Consider the following 18,255-nt stretch of genomic DNA (forward strand, 5'->3'; position numbering starts at 1 on the left):
CCTCTTATTTACTGTGCTGCAACCGGTAGATAAGGGGCTTTTTCATGTTCGGGCCTGAGCACTTACCGACTCCTTCCCGCCCAACCTACGGTTACTGCTGCCCCTCAGCGCCAGGGCCTGTTCGTTTGCCCTACGACTGGCTGGCCGCTTTCACTTCCCGCCAGAAGTCTACAGACCAAAGCGTTGCACAAAATCCTTGCCCGCTACGACACCAGATCAAGCACCCACTCAGTCTGTGGGGCAGACAGATTGTCCCGGAGGTGGACAGTTGAACCGTTGCGCGCACCTAACTTTCTCCTTTCCTACTATCTCGCCATATGAAACCATTACTATTTGCGCTGGCGCTGGGCTTGCTGCTTGCCCCAGCCGTTTCGTCCGCTCAGGCTCCTTCGCCCACTTATGCCCAACTCATGGACCAGAGCGGCGCTCAGATGCAGGCTAAGGACTTCTGCGCGGCTGTTGCCACCTTCGAGCAGGCCTTCCGGCCCGACAGCACCCGCGCCAATGAGTTTGAGCTGTTTACCGGGGCCATAGCGGCTGCCAACTGCCCGGCCCGCCGCCCGCTGGCCTGGCGCTGGCTGGGGCAGCTGAGCCGCCACCGCCCCCTGAGCATACAGCCCCGCGACCTTGACAACGTCGCCAATGACCCGATGCTGGCCCCGCTGCGCATCGAGGCCGCGTGGCCGCGCTGGCTAGCCGCCATGCGCCAGGCCCTGGCCCAGCAAACCGCCGACGCCCAAACCGCCAGCACCCGCTGGATAGCCGAAGCGCAGGCCCGCACGCTGCCCACCGCCAAAGGCAAAGTCCGGGCGGCTGCCGCACCCGGTTTCGCCCTTTACTTCAGCCAGGTCCCGGCCGATACCGTTCGGATGCCCTATCTGGTGCGCGTGCCGGCCGGCTACGATCCGGCCAAACCAGCCCCGGTGGTAGTGTATCTGCACGGCGGCGTCGTGAGTACCAAGCAGTTTGGCTATGCCGATCGGGATGTGGCGGAAGAAACGATTTTCGAGGTGGCGCCCGCCAACGCGCTGGTGGTGTATCCGTTCGGGCGGGCCAGCTTTGGCTGGGTAACGCAACCTGCGGCCTTCGCCCAGATCGAGCAAATCCTGGCTGAGGTGCAGGCCCGCTACCGCACTGACGGCCGCCGCACGGTGCTCGGGGGCATGAGCAACGGCGGCAGTGCGGCGCTGTGGTTTGCCAGCCAGCGCCCCGCCCCTTTCAGTGGTTTCTACGCCCTGTCGCCGGCGCCGGTGCTGCCGCTGCAGGCCAGCTACGGGCGTTTGGGCCAAGGCAAGCCCTGCTACCAGCTCAGCGCCCAGGACGACTCGCTGTACAAGTATAAGGCCGTGAAGGCCACCTACGACGCCCGCCCGTCGCAAGCCGCGCAATGGTTTCTGCAGACGCTGCCCGGCGGCGGCCACGGCTTCCTCTACCGGCCCGAGGGCCCGGCCCTGCTCCGGCAAACGCTGGCCACGCTGTGCGCGCCACCCAAGCCGCGCTAAGGCGGCGGTAAGCCCGGGCAGCCCGACGAACCGCCTCTGTATGCTACTGCCCGCCCTGCTCGGCCGGAGGCACCGGCGTCAGGCCTTTGTGCTCACCCAACTCCAGCAGCAGCGCAAATGCCTCGTCGTACTCGTTGCGGATTTTGCCTTCCAGAATGGCTTCCAGCAGCGCTTCCTTCAGCTCGCCCACGTCGCGGGACGGCTTCAGGTTGAAGGTGGCCATGATGATTTCGCCGGTGATGACGGGCTTGAAGTTGCGCAGGTGGTCTTTTTCCTCCACTTCCTTCAGCTTCTGCTCCACCACGTCGAAGTTGCGCAGGTAGCGGTTTTTGCGGTCGTAGTCTTTGCTGGTAATGTCGGCGCGGCACAGCAGCATCAGGCGGTCGATGTCGTCGCCGGCCTCGAACAGCAGGCGGCGCACCGCCGAGTCCGTCACAATTTCCTTGCTCAAGGCAATGGGGCGCAGGTGCAGGCGCACCAGCTTCTGCACCTGGCGCATCTCTTCGCCCAGCGGCAGCTTCAGGTCCGTGAAGATGCCCGGCACCCAGCGGGCGCCCTTGTCTTCGTGGCCGTGGAAGGTCCAGCCCACGCGCGCGTCGAGGCGCTTGGTGGCGGGTTTGGCGATGTCGTGCAGGATGGCGGCCCAGCGCAGCCACAGGTCGCCGCCGGCCGCCACCACGTTGTCGAGCACCTGCAGGGTGTGGTAGAAGTTGTCTTTGTGGGCGTGTTTGCCCACTTTCTCCACGCCCTGCAGCTGGGCCATCTTCGGGAAGATGAGCGGCAGCAGTCCGCAACTGAACAGCAGCTTGAAGCCGTAGCTGGGCTTCGGGGCCATGATAATCTTGTTCAGCTCGGTGGTGATGCGCTCCTGCGAGATAATCTTGATGCGCTCCTTGTTCCGGGCCAGGGCATCAAACGTGTCGGGGTCAATATCGAAATCCAGCTGGGTGGCAAACCGGATAGCGCGCAGCATCCGCAGCGGGTCGTCGGAGAACGTCACGTCGGGGTCCAGCGGCGTGCGGATAATCTTGCGCTGCAGGTCGCCCATACCGTCGTAGCGGTCCACCAGCTCGCCGTAGGTTTCGGGGTTGAGGCTCAAACCCAGGGCATTGATGGTGAAGTCGCGCCGGGCGAGGTCTTCTTCCAGGGTGCCGGCTTCCACTTCGGGCTTGCGGCTTTCGGCGCGGTAGCTTTCCTTGCGGGCGCCCACAAACTCCACTTCAATCTCGGGCGTGGGCAGCATGGCCGTGCCGAAGTTCTTGAACACCGTGACGCGAGGCCGGCCGGGCAGCTTGCGCCCCACGGCCTGCGCCAGCGCAATGCCGTCGCCGACGCACACCACGTCCACGTCTTTGCTGCCGCGCTCCAGCACTAAATCCCGCACGTAGCCCCCAATCACGTAGGCCGGAAACCCCAGCTCGCCGGCGGCTTCGGCAATGGTCTGGAACAAGGGAAGGCTGGGGAGCTGCGGGTTTTTCATGGCGCAAAGTTCGGCAACAGGCAGCTAGCAACCATACGGGACGGCGGTCGGCCCCAGCACTTCGTCCGGGTTTGTGGCGGCTTCAGGCTGCCCGGCCGACAGTTCGGGCCCGGCTGCTTGGCAGGCAGGCCGCAAAACAGCAGCTTTAACTATTCGTTTTCAGCCTCTTACTGCCATGTCTGCCTTCCTGCTCGCCACCCCCCTGTTTTCCCTTCCCGCTTCGGCCCTGCCCGTGCGCCTGCTGCTGGGCCTGCACATTGCGGCCGGCACCGTGGCCCTGCTGGCCGGCCTGGTGCCGATGCTGGGCCGCAAAGGCGGCACCTGGCACGTGCGGGCCGGCCGCCTCTACGTCTACTGCATGATGGCCGTGGCCCTGACGGCTGTGGGACTCTGCCTGCTGCAGCCCCTGACGCTGAGCCGGCTTTTCCTGACGGGCATTGCCATGCTGAGCTTCTACCTCAGCTTCAGCGGCTGGCGCGCTGCCCGCCGCCGCAGCGCCCTGCTGCCCCGCCCCGACCAGCTGCTGGCCATTGCGGCCTTGCTGGTGGGCGTGCTGATGGTGGGAGTAGGTTTGTGGCTGCAGGCCGTGCTGTTCGCCTTCTTCGGCGCCCTGATCTGCCTGTTTGCCGGCTTGGATGCGCGCCAAAGCCTGTTTCCCCGGCCGGCCGAACAAGCGGAGCCCTGGATACTGCGCCACCTCGCGCGCCTGGGCGGCTCCTACATCTCGGCCTTCACGGCGTTTCTGGTCGTGAACATGGGCCGGGTACTGCCCGCCGATGCGCCCACCTGGCTGGGCACTGCCACCTGGGTGGCGCCCACCATCGTCGGCAGCGTCCTGATTAGCCGCACCGTGCGCTACTACCGCGCCCGGCTGGCCGGCCGTCAGGCCGGGCAGGGAGCGCCGGGCGTGGGTTAGTCGCGCAGCACTTCCAGGCTGCCATCGGGCAGCACCCGCACCACCCGCGAAGGTGCAGCGCGCGTGGTGTCGTCCTGGCGCCAGTAGGCCACGTAGTCGGCTTTGCGCACCAAGGCCGGGTCTATTTCCGCGTACAGGGCAGGCGTCGGCTCGCCACTCAGGTTGGCCGAGGTAGACACCAGCCCGTGGCCCAGCCGCCGCACCACCAGCCGGCAGAACTCGTCATCGAGCACCACCCGCAGGCCGATGGTACCATCCGGGGCCAGCAGGTTGGGCGCCAGGTGCGGGCTGCCAGGCACCACGTAGGTGGTAGGCCGCTGCTGGGTGGCCAGCAACTCCGGCAGATTGGGCGGCACCACGGCGGCGTAGCGGGCAAACATGTGCTCATCGGCCACCAGCACAATGCAGGCCTTATTGGCGGGGCGATTCTTGAGCTGGTAGATTTTCTCCACGGCCCGCGGCAGCTCGGCGTCACAGCCCAGGCCCCACACCGTGTCGGTCGGATACAGAATAACCTGCTGCATCAGCAGCGCATCCACAGCGGCGTCTACTTCTTCACGGAGAAATCGGGTGTTCATAGAAGTTGTGCTGTCAGGAATTAGAACGCAGGGCTTAGGGCTTGGAACATGCATCAGGAGTTCAGAAATTCCTAAGCCCTAATGCCCATTACTATTTGATGGTCTGGCAGAGCTCTACCAGCACGCCGCCGGCCGATTTGGGATGTACGAAGCACACCAGCTTGTTGTCGGCGCCGCGCTTGGGGGCCTCGTTGAGCAGCGTGAAGCCCTCCTGCCGCAGCCGCGCCATTTCGGCTTCGATATCATCTACCTCAAACGCCACGTGGTGAATACCGGCCGGCTTTTTCTCCAGGAAACGCGTGATGGCGCTGTCGGGCGAGGTGCCGGCCAGCAGCTCTATCTTCGAGCCCCCCACCTGAAAAAACACCGTATCCACCGCCTCGGACGCCACATGCTCGCGCTTGTACGGTTCCTGGCCGAGCAGTGCGGTGTACAGCGTAGTGGCCGCTTCCAGATCAGGTACGGCTAGGCCTATATGTTCGAGATTGACGAGCATGGGGAGGGAGTCGAAAAGTGCCGCCGCCGGATAGCGGGGCTTGTTTGGATTTGTTCTACTTTTGCAGATGCAAATGTGGGAAGAAAAGAAAACCTGTTTACCGGTTTTTGTGTTCTACCTGCGAAAGATTCTCCGCTGAAACCAGACCCCGAGCCATGCTCAAGCTACCTATTTACCTCGACAACAACGCCACCACGCCCCTCGATCCGCGCGTTTTGGAGGCGATGATGCCGTACCTGACAGAGGTATTCGGCAATGCAGCCTCCCGCAACCACCCTTTCGGCTGGGCGGCTGAGGAAGGTGTCGACTACGCCCGCGACCAGATTGCCGGCCTGATCAACTGCGACCCCAAGGAGATTATTTTCACCTCCGGCGCCACTGAATCCGACAACCTGGCCATTAAGGGCGTGTTTGAGATGTATGCTCAGAAGGGCAACCACGTCATCACCACCACCACCGAGCACAAAGCAGTACTCGATACCTGCAAGCACATCGAGAAGCTGGGCGGCAAGGTAACCTACCTGCCCGTTGACTCCGAAGGCCTAATCAGCCTCGATGAGCTCGAAGCCGCCATGACGCCGGAAACCATTCTGGTGGCCATCATGTACGGCAACAATGAGACGGGCACCATTCAGCCCATCCGCGAGATTGCCACCATTGCCCACAAGCACGGTGCGCTGTTCATGACCGACGGCACCCAGGCTGTAGGTAAGATTCCGGTAGACGTTATTGCCGACGGCATCGACCTGATGGCCTTCACGGCTCACAAAATGTACGGCCCCAAAGGCGTAGGCGCACTCTACGTTCGTCGCAAGAACCCGCGGGTGAAGGTGACGGCCCAGATGGACGGCGGCGGCCACGAGCGCGGCATGCGCTCCGGCACGCTCAACGTACCCGGCATTGTAGGCCTGGGCAAAGCCTGCGAGTTGGCCAAGCTGGAAATGGCTGCCGACACGGCCCGCCTCAGCGCCATGCGCGACCGGCTGGAGAAAGAGTTGCTGACGCTGGAAGAAAGCTACGTAAACGGCTCGCGCGAGCGCCGTCTGCCGCACGTGGCTAACATCAGCTTTAAATACGTAGAAGGCGAAGGCCTGATGATGGGTGTGAAGGATCTGGCGGTATCGTCGGGCTCGGCCTGCACATCGGCTTCGCTGGAGCCCTCCTACGTGCTAAAAGCCCTGGGTCTGAGCGACGACCTCGCTCACAGCTCGCTGCGCTTCGGCCTGAGCCGCTTCACCACCGATGAGCAAATAGATTATGCCATCAACCACGTAAAAGAAGCCGTGACCAAGCTCCGCGAAATGTCGCCCTTGTGGGAGATGTTCAAGGAAGGCATCGACCTCGACAAAATTGAGTGGGCCGAACATTAATCGTTTAGTTTTCAGTTGACAGTTGTTGGTTGTCAGGAATGACCAATAACTACTCACTGACAACTAATACCTAACAACTAACAACTAACAACAAAAGCCATGGCTTACTCCGATAAAGTAATCGACCATTACAGCAACCCCCGCAATGTGGGCACGCTGGACAAGAGCAAGAAAAACGTAGGCACCGGCCTGGTAGGCGCGCCTGAGTGCGGCGACGTAATGCGTCTGCAGATCGAGGTAGACGAAACCACCAACACCATCACTGACGCCAAATTCAAAACCTTCGGTTGCGGCTCGGCCATTGCTTCGTCGTCGTTGGCGACAGAGTGGCTGAAAGGCAAGACCGTGGACGAGGCTCTGGCTATCGACAACATGGAGATTGTGGAAGAGCTGGCATTGCCGCCCGTGAAAATCCACTGCTCGGTACTGGCCGAAGACGCCATCAAGTCCGCCATCAACGACTACCGCGCCAAAAACGGTATGCCGGAGCTGGAAATGGCCAAGTCGCACCATTAATTGAATTATTGAATGGCTGACTTGTTGAAGGACTGTCTGTTCTGTGAAACAGTACGAGACAGTCCTTCAACAAGTCAGCCATTCAGCAATTTACCCGATGGACGTTACTTCTTCTGACGTACACCTAGAAAGTGCCCGGATTCAGCGACAGATAGAGGACTATCTGGGGCTGGGCCCGGGCAACCTGCTGTTTGAGTTCCGGCAGCTGGACGGGCAGACCCGCCTGGACCTGATTACCGTCAACCCACGGCACCAGCAGAGCTTCCTGTTTCGCTACGAAACCGGCTACGACAAGCTGGACGCCCTGCGCCGGATGCTGGCCTACGTGCAGCGTTACCGCGACGAGGAAAGCTCCTTCACGCTGCAGTGGCGCGCCCGCGGCGACAGGGAGCTGCAGACGTCCTACTTCCGGGCCCACAATGCTTACGAAGCGCTGGATAAGCTGTACTTCGGCCGTGACCTGAACACAATTACCGTGTTCAGTGTTGTATTGAATCCTTCTTCGTAGCAATACGTGGCCACCATAACGCGGCACCGTAGCGTAGCGGCCGCTTTTCCGGCTGTTCAAGCACTCCATACCAAGTACCAACGCCATGATTACCGTTTCTGAAAAAGCTAAAGCGAAAGTAGAAAGCCTCATGCGCGACGCGGAGCTGGACGCTACCTACCGCCTGCGGGCATCGGTGGCCGGCGGCGGCTGCTCGGGCCTGAGCTATAAGCTCGACTTCGACAACGAGGTGAAGCACATGGACCAGGAGTTTGAGGACAAAGGTGTACGGGTAGTGGTAGACATGAAAAGCTTCCTCTACTTGGCTGGCACCGAACTGGACTTCTCCGATGGTCTCAACGGCAAGGGCTTCTACTTCGACAACCCCAACGCCTCCCGCACCTGCGGTTGTGGCGAGAGTTTCTCGGTATAATCGTTCTTATTGCTGTACGCTTAGGCCAATACAAACGGGCTTCATCCTTCAGGATGGAGCCCGTTTGTATTAGCCTAAGCGCAAAAACGCCAGAATTGGAGCTGCGGTGGCAGGTGCATAGCCAGAAATACGTTGGCCCGATACGGAAATTCAAAAGTTGGGCGTGCGGTGGCGCCCACATAGTCGGAAATACGTTGGCCCGATACGGAAATTCGAAAGCTGGGCGTGCGGTGTCGCGGCTGCATGCCGGAACGCGCCGCCTACCTGCTGCTATCCGGCTGAACTGGCCTGCTACAGATTTAGCAGTATCTTTTTTCTGTTCAAATCTTACCCCCTATCTCATGCAAAACGATTTGATTGAGGCCCGCCTACGCCGCGACACCACGCTGCTGGCGTTTCTGCAGGAAAAAAAGACCCAGTATGCCGATCTGGAAGAAGACGTAGCCGGCCCCCGCGAGCAGTTGGCCCGCAGCCTGGAGCAGGCGCAGGCCCTGTCGGAGCAGGTACTGACAGCCGATTCTGACCGCAACCCCGACCGGAAGCGTGGTATCCGCAACCAGCTTTCGGGACTGCTCAAGCGCTTGGTGGTGGGCATTAAAGCCCTGGGTACTGCTACCAACGACCTGCGCCTGCAGGCTTTGGCCGGGCAGCCCGGCGCGCTTTCCAAACTGACTGAAACCTCGTTTGCCGAAGAAGCCCGCCGCCTCCTGAGTCTGGCACCAGAACGCAGCGCGGCCTTGGCCAAGCGGCGCTTCCTGCCCGAGCATTACCAGCAGGCCCAGAAACTGCTTCAGGAGTTTCGGGCCGCTGCCACCGAAGGCCGCCTCAACGATACGGCCGGCGCTACCGGCCGCCAGGGTCTGGAGCGCCTCATCAAGGAAAACGGCCGTCTGGTGCAGCGCCTCACCGATTTGCTGGCCGTATACGCACCCGATGCGCCCGACTTCTGGAACGCCTACAAAGCCGCGGCCCGCGTGGTGAAGCGCGGCGGCCAGCAAGGCCCGGACGAAGCGACCAAACAGTAAACCGGAAAACGTAGCCGGTGCGAGCTACGCCGCAAAAGGGGCCTGCCCGTCATAACAAAAAGCCCCTTCCACCGCAGTGGAAGGGGCTTTTTACCTTACCAAGAAGCGTTGGCAAGCGCGGTTGCCAACGCTTCTGAACGGTTAGTCCTGCCTGGTGAACTTGCGCATCACACGGCCGGCGGCCGTCGTGACCTCCAGATGGTAGAGGCCGGCCGGCAGCGCAGCCACGTTCAGTGTGGCCGTACCCGTGCTGGTTTTGCCCTCCAGCATCACGGCACCGATGGTGCTCAGCACGCGGTAGGTAGCCTCCGGAGCGGGCGCTACCACCTGCAGCTCCGTGTGCGCTGGGTTGGGATAGAGTGACAGCTCCTTGCCAGCTGCTACGGCCACCACCGGCGAGAACGACGCCTGACCGTTGGTATCCACCTGGCGGAGGCGGTAGTAGGCCGTGCCGGGCAGCGGTTGCCGGTCGAGGGCGGAGTAGGTGTGGCGCTGGGCGGTGGTACCCTGGCCGGCTACGGTGGCCAATGTGCGGAACTGCGCGCCATCGGCGGAGCGCTGCACTTCGAAGCGGGCGTTATTCTGCTCGGAAGCCGTAGCCCAGTCCAGGCGCACGGCGTTGGTCTGCCGCTGGGCCGTAAAGCGGATCAGCTCCACGGGCAGCGGGTTGTTGGTCACGTCGGGGTCGGTGCTGGCCAGGGCGAAGTCACTGAACGAAGTGAAAGTGCCGGACGTAAGGGTGCCGGGCACAAAGTTGCCCGCATCAGCGGTACCAGTTGCGGTCGAGTGACCAATGTTTTCCCAACCGCTGCCGTTGTTCTTGGCCACTACCAGCGAAGTAGCTGTGGGGTCCGTTACTTGGTCATCGGTGCCAAAGCTTAGGGTAATATTACCGGAGAATGCCGTCGGAATTACGTTCGGGACGATAGAGTAGTATCGTATGCGGGATACTCGCCGCAAGTCACCTAGCAATACCGGGCTAGCAGGAGCCATGTTTATCTGCTCCGCTGTGTAGATAACATCATTGCCCTGAGCGGATATCTGCAAACGTATTGGCCGAAACGCGCTGCCTTTGCCAATCGACAACGTAACGTTCGTGTTACCTCCTGCTTCTATCAGGCAGGAAAGTGGGCCATCCACAAATGCTGTATTGCTGCTGCCGGTAGTCACAGTCAACTCATTAATCTGCAGCGTGCTTCGGGCGGGAGTGCTACCAGCTATGTAGGAAGTAGTGATTTTTCCTCCATCAAAATCCAGGTCACCGTCTGATACCACGGGGTAGGCGATGGTTAGGCCCGCCGGATTTGAAACGCGAATCAGCGTGAAGAAATCAGTGGGGCCCACCAGCACCGGGTTAGTGCCCGTTCCGTTAATGATCTGAGGCGTAGTACCATTGAAGATTACCTCATTGCCATTGTCGAAGGTTAATTGGCCACCATTGACGGTAATGTTGCCCCCAATACTGGTAGAGCCGAAGTTCATCCCCACGTTACCGCTCTGCACAATCAGGTCGTTGAGAATGGCTATACCCGAGCCACCCGTCAGGTTTGCCAGAGTATTGTTGCCGGCTGGCTGCCGAATTTCCAAGATGGGGAAAGTCCGGCCATTGAAGCTGGTGGCAGTAGTCAGGCCATTGATGTAGTAGCGGCTGCCACTCTCAAACACAACAACGGACGCCGGCGCAGTGAGGCCGAAAGGGTTGGCTCCACCATTTTGCTCAAACGTAGCCCCGCTACGGAACACCACCGCACTGGCCGAAGCAGTGTTTGTGCCAAACGGGTTACCCGAGAAGTACGTGCCCGCCCGGAAATAGCCGGTACTCGTGAATTCTACGGCATTGGCTCCCCGAGCCACCAGCCGATGAGCGCCACTCCGCGAAACGTTGCCGTCAAACTCCAACCGGCCGGCGACCAGACCTGTCTGGCCGCTTTGCAGATCCAGTATCAGGTCGCGGGCTCCGGTGGTAGCATTGTTCAGGAAGCGTGTCACCGAGCCACTGGTAATTTCGAAGTCTGGACCGGGCTGGTTGCCGCTGATGATGAGGGTACGGTCGCCGCTGGGCAGCGTTAGGTCGGCGGTTACGTTGTTGATAAACCGAAGCTGCCCTATGGTTTGCGTGGTAGGAGACATGTCCAGGCCCGCAACGGCGGTTGGCGTAACCTGGCCATCGAACACCAATATATCGGTGGTTTGTGGCGCAGTTCGTGCCGGAGACCAGCTACTGGAGCTGCTCCAGTTGCCCGTTCCTCCTGTTGCTGACCATGTGTACGTACTGGCCGCGGGAGCTGCTGTGGCATTGCCGGTAACGGCTACCGCCACGCTGGTGCTGCCAACAACGTTGGTAACATCGGCCGGGCCGGTGGTGCCGGGCGAGGCTGGGGCTACAAACCGTACCCATACCTGCCGACTCAGGGAACCAGCAGCCGTGGTGGTAGCCGTTTGGCTGCCGGCAAAACCGGCTGTGGCCGACGTTACTGATAGTTCGAAGGCAGCCGGAGCCGTAATAGTTACCGTGCTTGAAGCAGGCAGATTACTACCGTTGAGAGTGTAGGATTGTGCGGTGGAAGTGGTGCCAACCTGTGCGCTGAAGCTCAGCGAAGACTGCGTGGCCGTAAGGGTAGCGACTGGCGCCGTAACAGTAAATGACGCGGCAGCCGAAGCTCCGCCGCCCGGCGCAGCATTGGTCACTACCACATCGTAGGTGCCGGCCGTGGCAATATCGGCGGCCAAGATGGCGGCCGTCAGGCGCGTGGCCGACACGAACGTGGTAACGCGGTTGGTGCCGTTGAAGCTGACCGTAGAGCCGCTGATGAAGCCCGTCCCATTGACGGTAAGCGTGAAGTTGCCGCTTCCGGCCACGGCCGTATTCGGCGACAGGCTACTGATGGCCGGCACCGGATTCGGGGGCGTGACGCTGCCACTCAGCGGTACATCCAGCTGGGCAGCCCCGCCGCCGGTATTCACTACCAGCTCGTTGTTGTAAGTATCCACCGGCAGCCCGCCCTTCAGACGCACGTACACATCAGTTGCCGAAAAGTTGCTTACGGTGAAGCCGCTCCCGAACGTGGCATTGTCCTGCGACACCTCGTAGTTGGTAGGAGCCGTAACGGTCACGGTGGAGTTGGCGGGCAGGTTGTTGCCCGTGAGGCGGTAGATCTGGGTCGCCGAGGGCCCAAACCCTTCCACGTAGGTGAAACCGGTGAGGGCAGTGGGATTGGCGGTGAGAGTTGGGGTGGCAGTAGGAGCCGTGACTTCAAAATTGCCGGATGGTGTGCCCGTCGTAATCGGATTGGAGCCATCAACACGCACCTTGTAGGTGGTACCAGCTACGGTGTTAGCCGGAATAGTTACGGTCAGGCTGGTAGCCGTAGAAGAAACGATAGTAAGAGCCGTTGTGAAGGAAGTACCAGCCGCATCTGACAATACAGCGCTGAACGTGTTGCCGTTATTGAAGGTGCCGGTCGTACTAAAGTTTACCGTCAGATTGCTCCCAGCTACCACTGGATTTGGGTTGACTGTGCCGGTAGTGATTGTGGCAGGTACTGAAGTACAGGTGAAACTTGCAGCAGAAGAGTTTCGAGGCGCGGCACTTTGTGCTATAAAATCAGCACTATTATCGTCTGTATCTTGGCAACCGTTTGTTTTGCGAAACGTCGCATTTGTTGCTGAAGGAGCTGGTGCAGCTCCTAGCCCTTCAAATGTGCTAGCCGTTCCAAATCCTACTCTATCAACTCGAGTAGCACCATTTAATAAATCAACTCTACCATTCGTCCCAGACATGTTCACACTGCCCGTGCTACTTGCTGGGCTAGTCTGGTCGGGTGTAGGCAACGCTGTAAAGCCTGAAGTTGCACCCGCTAGCTGAATTAGATAATACCTACCAGCCTGAATTGAACCGCTCAATGATACGCTTCCTCCTGATCCTCCGGTAGCGGAGAAATAGGCCAATGAATAACCACTTAGCGAAACAGATGATGTTCCCTTGTTAAACAGTTCAACGTAATCTTGCCTATATGTAGCTCCACTATTACCTCCTGCGCCATAAACTTGGCTAATAACTACCTGCCCCCACCCTACTACTGGGCTCAGTAGTAACAGCAAAACGAACAACACCCGCCAGACGGGACCAGAGCAGGCGGCAAACGAACGAGTAGACGGTGTAACCATGTGCAACGAAGGTGGAAGATGTAGCAAGAGAGGATCAGCAACCCCAAAGATACAAGTTATTCAAGGCGTAGTACAACATACTACATATTAAGGAATCATTATAGATTCGGCCATAAAGAAAGCCTCCCGCATGTGCGGGAGGCTTTCCTTTGAAGCGGAGCGGCGGGGGCCGCGCCAGTGGCTTAGTTCTTTACCACTTTGCGGGTCACCTGCTGGTCGCCGGTGCCTACCGTCACCACGTAGGTGCCGGCGGGCAGGGTGGTCAGGTCGAGCTCACCGGTTACGGGCAGGGTCTGCTCGCGCAGCACCCGGCCGGTCAGGTCGGAGATACGAACGCGCAGGCCCTCGGCGGTAGTAGCCTGGGGCAGGGCCACCGTCAGCTTGCCCGAGGTTGGGTTGGGGTAGAAGCTAGCCTCGGTGAGACCGGCGCTCTTCACCGTCACCACTGGCGAGTACGAGAACTGGCCGTCGGTGTCGATCTGCTTCAGGCGGTAGTAGCTCAGGCCAGCCAGGGGGCGGGCATCTACAGCGTCGTAGTTGCTGCGGGCGCTGGTAGTACCGTTGCCCTGCTTGAACAGGATGGTCGAGAACTCGCGGGCGTCCTGACTGCGCTGCACCTCGAAGCCTTTGTTGTTCTTCTCCGAAGCCGTTACCCAGTTCAGGTTCACTTGGCCATTGCGGAGCTGAGCCGTGAAGCTCTTCAACTCCACTGGCAGCGGCAGCTGCACGTTGATGGGCAGGTTTGGCGTCTTGTAGTTTTCAGCACCGGGGGTCTGATCATTGTTGTTCTCGAAGCCGAAGAAGTAGTACTGTGTATTCGGGTCGAGTCCTGTAATTGTGGCGACAGTACCCGAGCTAATGAATACCACAAAATTACCGTTGATATTCGAGCCCTGTCCATAAACGTTAGCGCCAGGTTGATACGGAGTAGCATCCTGCGGGAAAGAAGCAGGCCCCAGGGTAGGATTCAGGCTAGCGATAATCAGGCGGTTCTCACCGAAGCCAGCGGCTTCCGGGTTGCCGGGGAAAGCCGAGCCATCTTCCTGCGTGAAGTTGATGGTTACACTACGGCCATCAGCCGAGCGTGTCACCGTTGCGGCCGACTGGCGTGTAGGCTCCACGTCAATGGCGCGGCCCTGCAAACGAGCGTTGGGCACCCGGTTGAACTCAACGTTGCCGTTGATGTCGGGCGTACGGAACAGAATATCGGCTAAGGCTTGGCCTACACGGGTAGGAGCATAGCGCACGTACAGGGGCACGCGGGCCAAGCTGTCCTGGGCATTGGGCGTCAGCGTCAGCTGGAAGCCCGTAGGGTTAGCAGCAGTACCAATGTCCGAAAAATCAGCTGTCAGCGACATCTGGAACTGTGGTGTACGAGTAGGGTTGAGCGGGTTAGGCGTGCTAGGCGCATCCGGGTCGTTTTCCATCCGCAGCGTCACGCTGTTATTCAGGCGGGCTCCCTGCAGCACAAGCGTCTGCGTGGCCGACGGGGTGCCTTTTACCTGGTTGATCACCGGCGCGAAGGATCCGCGTACGTTCAGTTCCGGCTCGCTCGAACCATTTACAGATACAAACTGCGTACGGGCCGGCGCACTGCTGTTAGAGATTACCTGGCCCCGGTTAGTCTGGGCAGCAGGCGGGAAGTAGCGCACATAAATGGTCGTCTGGTCAATATCGCCGTTGAGCGAAGGAGTAGGCGAGCCCTGAACCCGAGGCAGCGTCAGGGAGTTGCCAGTGGCAGTACCCAGCGAGTTGAAGCCACCTGGAGCGGCTGGATCAGCCGACAGCGAAACCTGGAAGAACTGCGGAGCCAAAATCGTCAGGTCCTGCAACAGATTGTCGGCCGAAATCCGGTAAGACTGAATAGCAGAAGGCGTAGCCGGCGACGTGCTGAATTCGCGCAAAATAGCATCTGTTACCGAGATATCAGAAATCGCACCGCTGGTATTAGTTCCTGAAACCGCAACGTCTACCTGAGTGGCCCCCGTGCTGGTGAGGGCGATAGTGCCCGAGAAATTACCCTGAGCTACCGTTGGCACCAACTGTACTTCAATCGTCTGGTTGGTGATGTTGCCGGAAGCATTCGGCTGGATATCGAGCGGGCCGCTGGTAAAGCTGCCGGCACTGTTCGTAATGTTGCGGAACTGAATGTTGCCGTTCGAGGCAGTCAGCGTCAGCGGGCCGCTCAGGTTGGTGGCACTCACAGTAAAGGTCTGCGTCTGAGCCGAACCGCTGTTAGTAACCGTTCCGAACTCCAGCGCCAGCGGCGAAGCGTTGATCGTTGGCGTAACCGGAGCCGGAGCACCCGATCCGCTTACGGCTACCGAGGCCGTAGCAGCGCCGTTGCCGGTAGCTACCACGTTGCCCGTAATCGCACCCGTTGTACCAGGCACAAAGCGCACATCTACCGACTGGTTGATGGCACCGTTGACAGGCACCAGAGTAAAAGGATTGGGTGAGAAAGCCTGGCCATTCACCCGGATTTCGTAGCCAACCGGAGCCGATACCGTCACGTTGCCGGACAGATCCTGACCCGTCAACTGGAACGATTGAGCAGCCGAACTGGTACCCACAGCCTGTGAGCCGAACGCCAGCGAAGTTGGGTTCGCAGTTAGGATGGGCTGGGGGGCCGTAGCATTGCCGGAAACCGTAACCGCAGCAGCAGTAGCACCAGTGCTGGTCACTGTAATGTCGGCTTGGATGGTTTGTGGATACGGGCCGGGAGCAGATGCAAACGTCGGCGCGAAAATCACGTCGAACTGGGCCGAGGCGTTGCCATTGGCATTTGGCGTAACAGCAGCAGTCTGCTCGTACGGATCGGAAGAACCCGTCAGACGCAGCAGGTATCCGGCCGGAGCCGTTACCGTAGCGTCGCCCAGCAGGTCGTTACCTGTAACAGTGAGCGTACGAGGTATTGAGCGCTGATTTACGGCCGTGTTTGGAAACAACTGGCTGCTGATGCTAACCACCAGCGACGGCTGGAATGCCCGGAACGTTACGTCATCAAGACGATACTGCCGAGTGCTGATACCACCAGGTTTGCGGAAACGAACGATGAGGTTGCTGGTGCTGGGCAGCGCAGCTGTCGTGCTAATTAGATACCAATCTGCAGTAGCCCCCAGGGTAGGGAACGTAAAAGGAATGTTCTGGAATGTTGACCCACCTACATTGCCATCACGCGCTTCCAGCACAATATCCCCTGCCAGACCAGCAGCCGGGATACGCAGGCCAAACGAGATACGCTGGCGGCTGCTCAGGCTGGTAGTGTTGATGTTGCCAATTGTCAGGTTGTATGTGGCAGCATTCTGCACCTGCACAGTATTAGTCGGGTTTTCGCGGCCAAACAGAATACTGGCTCCGCCCGATGCCCCCTGCGAAGTACCAACGGCATTCGTAAATGTGTATTGGTCAGTAGAAAAACCATTGGCAGGCGACACAATCGACGCGCCGCTAAACGCAAATGCGGCCGAGTTATCCAACCGGCCATTGGCATCAGCATTCGCTGGTGTTTCGAAAGGCACCGCAGTACCGAAGGTTTCGGTAAAGTTCTGGGCATGGGACAGGCCTGGCAATGCTAATGCCAGCAGCAGAAGCAGCTGGCGGAAGGGCCTCAAAGTCCAGCGTGTGTTACGCAGGTAAGAGTTGTTCATATGTATAGGAAAAGTAAGCGTTTCAAAAAGGAGGTGAGGAAAGAAGAAAAGCAGCATTTAGCTGCACCAGTGTCGAGGGTTGGTACGCAAAAACAGGTACAAAGATTACCACGTTTCTTACATCTTATTAAACTATTTTAAGGGCATTAAAAAGTGGGGGATGCCGTTTTTTGCAAGAACGCCAACCATATTTCATGCCAACAAGCACCATTTTAACTCTTTATCTGCATGGCTGGCACACGCAGTAATCAGTTTCTACAATATCAAATATTGGTCATTTGACATACTAAGTTGCCGTTGCAAATTTGCGGCTATTTTCTGGATAACGCAGCACTTTCGAATATCACACACTGAATAATAATATTTTTTACCATTTATAAATCAGCATATTACCTATCCTATAACTCTGTATTTTATACGGTTCTCACTTTATTTCAGACCCGTTTACTCTTACTCACAACAAGTCGTAAGCCCCTATAGTAAGCTCCGGCTGGCGGATTGAGTTGTGGTCATCCACTATGGAAGCAGAACTATGGCCCACATAGAATACCTGCGATTCTCCTAAGATATTATCCTTTGGATATAATTAATGATTGGCTGAATCCAAGTCTCAATTTGACACTATTCAGTTTTCATAAACAGGATATAACCAAGACCACAAATAATAGATCCATCGTCTTTGCAGGACGATGGGCCATATGGTCACTATACAAAGTTTAAATGGCGTCAGCTACTTGTCGTCAGGATGTGTCTCATTTTGAAACAATGTGGTGCGGTTACTACCTGATAGCTCCGTTTGCCAGACTTCCGGCACCTGCTGGTTAGCACTACTGACCTGAACGAAAGTAACCTTGGCTCCATTGCCGCTAAAACGCAGAAAATATCGTTGAAGCCGGGATGCTTTCCGCCTCCACTTCCACAACACTGTACAGATGAAAGAGAGCTACCACTAGCCTTGTCCAGATTCTGGAAGAATATCTTCGCATTTGTTTGCCTTCCTGTCGCATTCCCGACAACTGTGTCCTAGCGGAGCGGGGCAGCAGTCAGCAACATCAGGCCGGAACTGTCACGGTTGATACGTCAGAGTTTATCGTTGTTAGCAAACAGCAACTGAGTGCCATCTAGCAACCAACAGTAGCCGATAGATTGCTGCAGCCTTCCACCGGCAGAGGTGAAATCAGGCGTTGGTCGGAGCCGTCACAGTTCATCGTATGTAGCAGGGTTTGGCCGGAGGCATTGGATGTACAGGCTCCACGCTGGCACTACCGATAAGCTGACTGGAGTCTTCGAAACCTACACAGGCAGCCTCTCCTATCTGCCACTGTACCAATTTAACTCCGCGTGGAGTTGGCCTTCAATAAGCGTGACGCCTTGTTTCGCAAGCCTCGAACCTGCTACTACAGTGCTTGAAGGCAGTGCCGCTCAATAGTTCGCCCCATCAAGTGCGTCTCCACAGAAGCAGAGAAAAACCCAGCTAATAGCATCGGTATTACTGGCGAGTAGCTGTACTGGCTACAATATTCTATGCTTTGCACAAAAAAACGGGGCCCACCACCTGTATAATATGTAGTAGGCCCAACCAGGGTTTTCCTGAACAGAAGTGACTAGTTTTTTGCTTCCGGCTGACTAGCGTTT

At 58.5% G+C, this 18,255-nt stretch carries 12 protein-coding genes and 1 pseudogene; 7 read left to right on the forward strand and 6 right to left on the reverse strand.

The annotated features are described in order from the left end of the window. Positions 1 to 317 precede the first annotated feature (317 nt). Positions 318 to 1,502 (forward strand): alpha/beta hydrolase-fold protein, encoded by a 1,185-nt coding sequence (locus O3303_RS08355; RefSeq protein WP_269561602.1) that lies wholly within the window; start codon positions 318 to 320, stop codon positions 1,500 to 1,502. 43 nt (positions 1,503 to 1,545) lie between these two features. On the opposite strand, the gene O3303_RS08360 is transcribed toward O3303_RS08355, so the two are convergent. Continuing rightward, entirely contained in the window at positions 1,546 to 2,982 is a 1,437-nt protein-coding gene (locus tag O3303_RS08360; protein WP_269561603.1) for a CCA tRNA nucleotidyltransferase, read from the reverse strand. A 175-nt stretch (positions 2,983 to 3,157) separates the two neighbouring features. On the opposite strand from O3303_RS08360, the gene O3303_RS08365 reads away from it, so the two are divergent. Next, complete coding sequence (locus tag O3303_RS08365; protein WP_269561604.1) at positions 3,158 to 3,898, forward strand: DUF2306 domain-containing protein; 741 nt, start codon at positions 3,158 to 3,160, stop codon at positions 3,896 to 3,898. On the opposite strand, the gene O3303_RS08370 is transcribed toward O3303_RS08365, so the two are convergent. Together O3303_RS08370 and mce are read right to left on the reverse strand one after the other, a co-directional pair. Then, positions 3,895 to 4,476 carry an L-threonylcarbamoyladenylate synthase gene (locus tag O3303_RS08370; RefSeq protein ID WP_269561605.1) on the reverse strand — a complete coding sequence of 194 codons (582 nt, stop codon included), beginning with the start codon at positions 4,474 to 4,476 and terminating at the stop codon, positions 3,895 to 3,897. The genes O3303_RS08365 and O3303_RS08370 overlap by 4 nt on opposite strands. 91 nt (positions 4,477 to 4,567) lie before the next feature. After that, positions 4,568 to 4,972: a methylmalonyl-CoA epimerase gene (gene mce, locus O3303_RS08375; protein ID WP_269561606.1), complete on the reverse strand. Its 405-nt coding sequence runs from the start codon at positions 4,970 to 4,972 to the stop codon at positions 4,568 to 4,570. Between the two features lie 155 nt (positions 4,973 to 5,127). Here mce and O3303_RS08380 point away from each other — a divergent pair, with 155 nt between their 5' ends. The 5 genes from O3303_RS08380 (at position 5,128) to O3303_RS08400 (ending at position 8,803) form a co-directional block, all read left to right on the forward strand. Further along, positions 5,128 to 6,342 carry an IscS subfamily cysteine desulfurase gene (locus O3303_RS08380; protein ID WP_269561607.1) on the forward strand — a complete coding sequence of 405 codons (1,215 nt, stop codon included), beginning with the start codon at positions 5,128 to 5,130 and terminating at the stop codon, positions 6,340 to 6,342. A 99-nt stretch (positions 6,343 to 6,441) separates the two neighbouring features. After that, positions 6,442 to 6,858 (forward strand): Fe-S cluster assembly scaffold IscU, encoded by a 417-nt coding sequence (gene iscU / locus O3303_RS08385; protein WP_269561608.1) that lies wholly within the window; start codon positions 6,442 to 6,444, stop codon positions 6,856 to 6,858. Positions 6,859 to 6,955: 97 nt separating this feature from the next. Then, on the forward strand, positions 6,956 to 7,366 hold the full coding sequence (locus O3303_RS08390) for a hypothetical protein (protein WP_269561609.1): 411 nt from the start codon (positions 6,956 to 6,958) through the stop codon (positions 7,364 to 7,366). A gap of 85 nt (positions 7,367 to 7,451) precedes the next feature. Further along, on the forward strand, positions 7,452 to 7,778 hold the full coding sequence (locus O3303_RS08395; RefSeq protein WP_187315429.1) for a HesB/IscA family protein: 327 nt from the start codon (positions 7,452 to 7,454) through the stop codon (positions 7,776 to 7,778). 341 nt (positions 7,779 to 8,119) lie between these two features. After that, complete coding sequence (locus O3303_RS08400; protein ID WP_269561610.1) at positions 8,120 to 8,803, forward strand: hypothetical protein; 684 nt, start codon at positions 8,120 to 8,122, stop codon at positions 8,801 to 8,803. 141 nt (positions 8,804 to 8,944) lie between these two features. Here O3303_RS08400 and O3303_RS08405 read toward each other — a convergent pair whose 3' ends face one another. From O3303_RS08405 to O3303_RS08410, 3 genes and pseudogenes are all read right to left on the reverse strand, one after another. Continuing rightward, a complete protein-coding gene (locus O3303_RS08405) occupies positions 8,945 to 12,304 on the reverse strand; it encodes a choice-of-anchor Z repeating domain-containing protein (RefSeq protein ID WP_269561611.1) in 3,360 nt (1,119 codons plus the stop codon). 270 nt (positions 12,305 to 12,574) lie between these two features. Continuing rightward, a pseudogene (locus tag O3303_RS21955) lies at positions 12,575 to 12,970 on the reverse strand (lamin tail domain-containing protein); the annotation flags it as partial. Between the two features lie 182 nt (positions 12,971 to 13,152). Continuing rightward, the gene (locus tag O3303_RS08410; protein ID WP_269561612.1) at positions 13,153 to 16,620 is read right to left on the reverse strand and encodes a T9SS type A sorting domain-containing protein; all 3,468 of its coding nucleotides are present in this window, start codon (positions 16,618 to 16,620) and stop codon (positions 13,153 to 13,155) included. Positions 16,621 to 18,255 lie beyond the last annotated feature (1,635 nt).

The organism is Hymenobacter canadensis (genome assembly GCF_027359925.1).
In the GTDB taxonomy this organism is placed as follows: Bacteria; Bacteroidota; Bacteroidia; order Cytophagales; family Hymenobacteraceae; genus Hymenobacter; species Hymenobacter canadensis.

Excerpts from the sequence above, each read along its gene's own strand:
- O3303_RS08370 (WP_269561605.1), bottom strand. The coding sequence starts at position 4,476 with ATGAACACCCGATTTCTCCGTGAAGAAGTAGACGCCGCTGTGGATGCG.
- O3303_RS08390 (WP_269561609.1), top strand. The coding sequence starts at position 6,956 with ATGGACGTTACTTCTTCTGACGTACACCTAGAAAGTGCCCGGATTCAG.
- O3303_RS08395 (WP_187315429.1), top strand. The coding sequence starts at position 7,452 with ATGATTACCGTTTCTGAAAAAGCTAAAGCGAAAGTAGAAAGCCTCATG.
- O3303_RS08380 (WP_269561607.1), top strand. The coding sequence starts at position 5,128 with ATGCTCAAGCTACCTATTTACCTCGACAACAACGCCACCACGCCCCTC.
- mce (WP_269561606.1), bottom strand. The coding sequence starts at position 4,972 with ATGCTCGTCAATCTCGAACATATAGGCCTAGCCGTACCTGATCTGGAA.
- O3303_RS08410 (WP_269561612.1), bottom strand. The coding sequence starts at position 16,620 with ATGAACAACTCTTACCTGCGTAACACACGCTGGACTTTGAGGCCCTTC.
- iscU (WP_269561608.1), top strand. The coding sequence starts at position 6,442 with ATGGCTTACTCCGATAAAGTAATCGACCATTACAGCAACCCCCGCAAT.
- O3303_RS08355 (WP_269561602.1), top strand. The coding sequence starts at position 318 with ATGAAACCATTACTATTTGCGCTGGCGCTGGGCTTGCTGCTTGCCCCA.
- O3303_RS08360 (WP_269561603.1), bottom strand. The coding sequence starts at position 2,982 with ATGAAAAACCCGCAGCTCCCCAGCCTTCCCTTGTTCCAGACCATTGCC.
- O3303_RS08365 (WP_269561604.1), top strand. The coding sequence starts at position 3,158 with ATGTCTGCCTTCCTGCTCGCCACCCCCCTGTTTTCCCTTCCCGCTTCG.
- O3303_RS08400 (WP_269561610.1), top strand. The coding sequence starts at position 8,120 with ATGCAAAACGATTTGATTGAGGCCCGCCTACGCCGCGACACCACGCTG.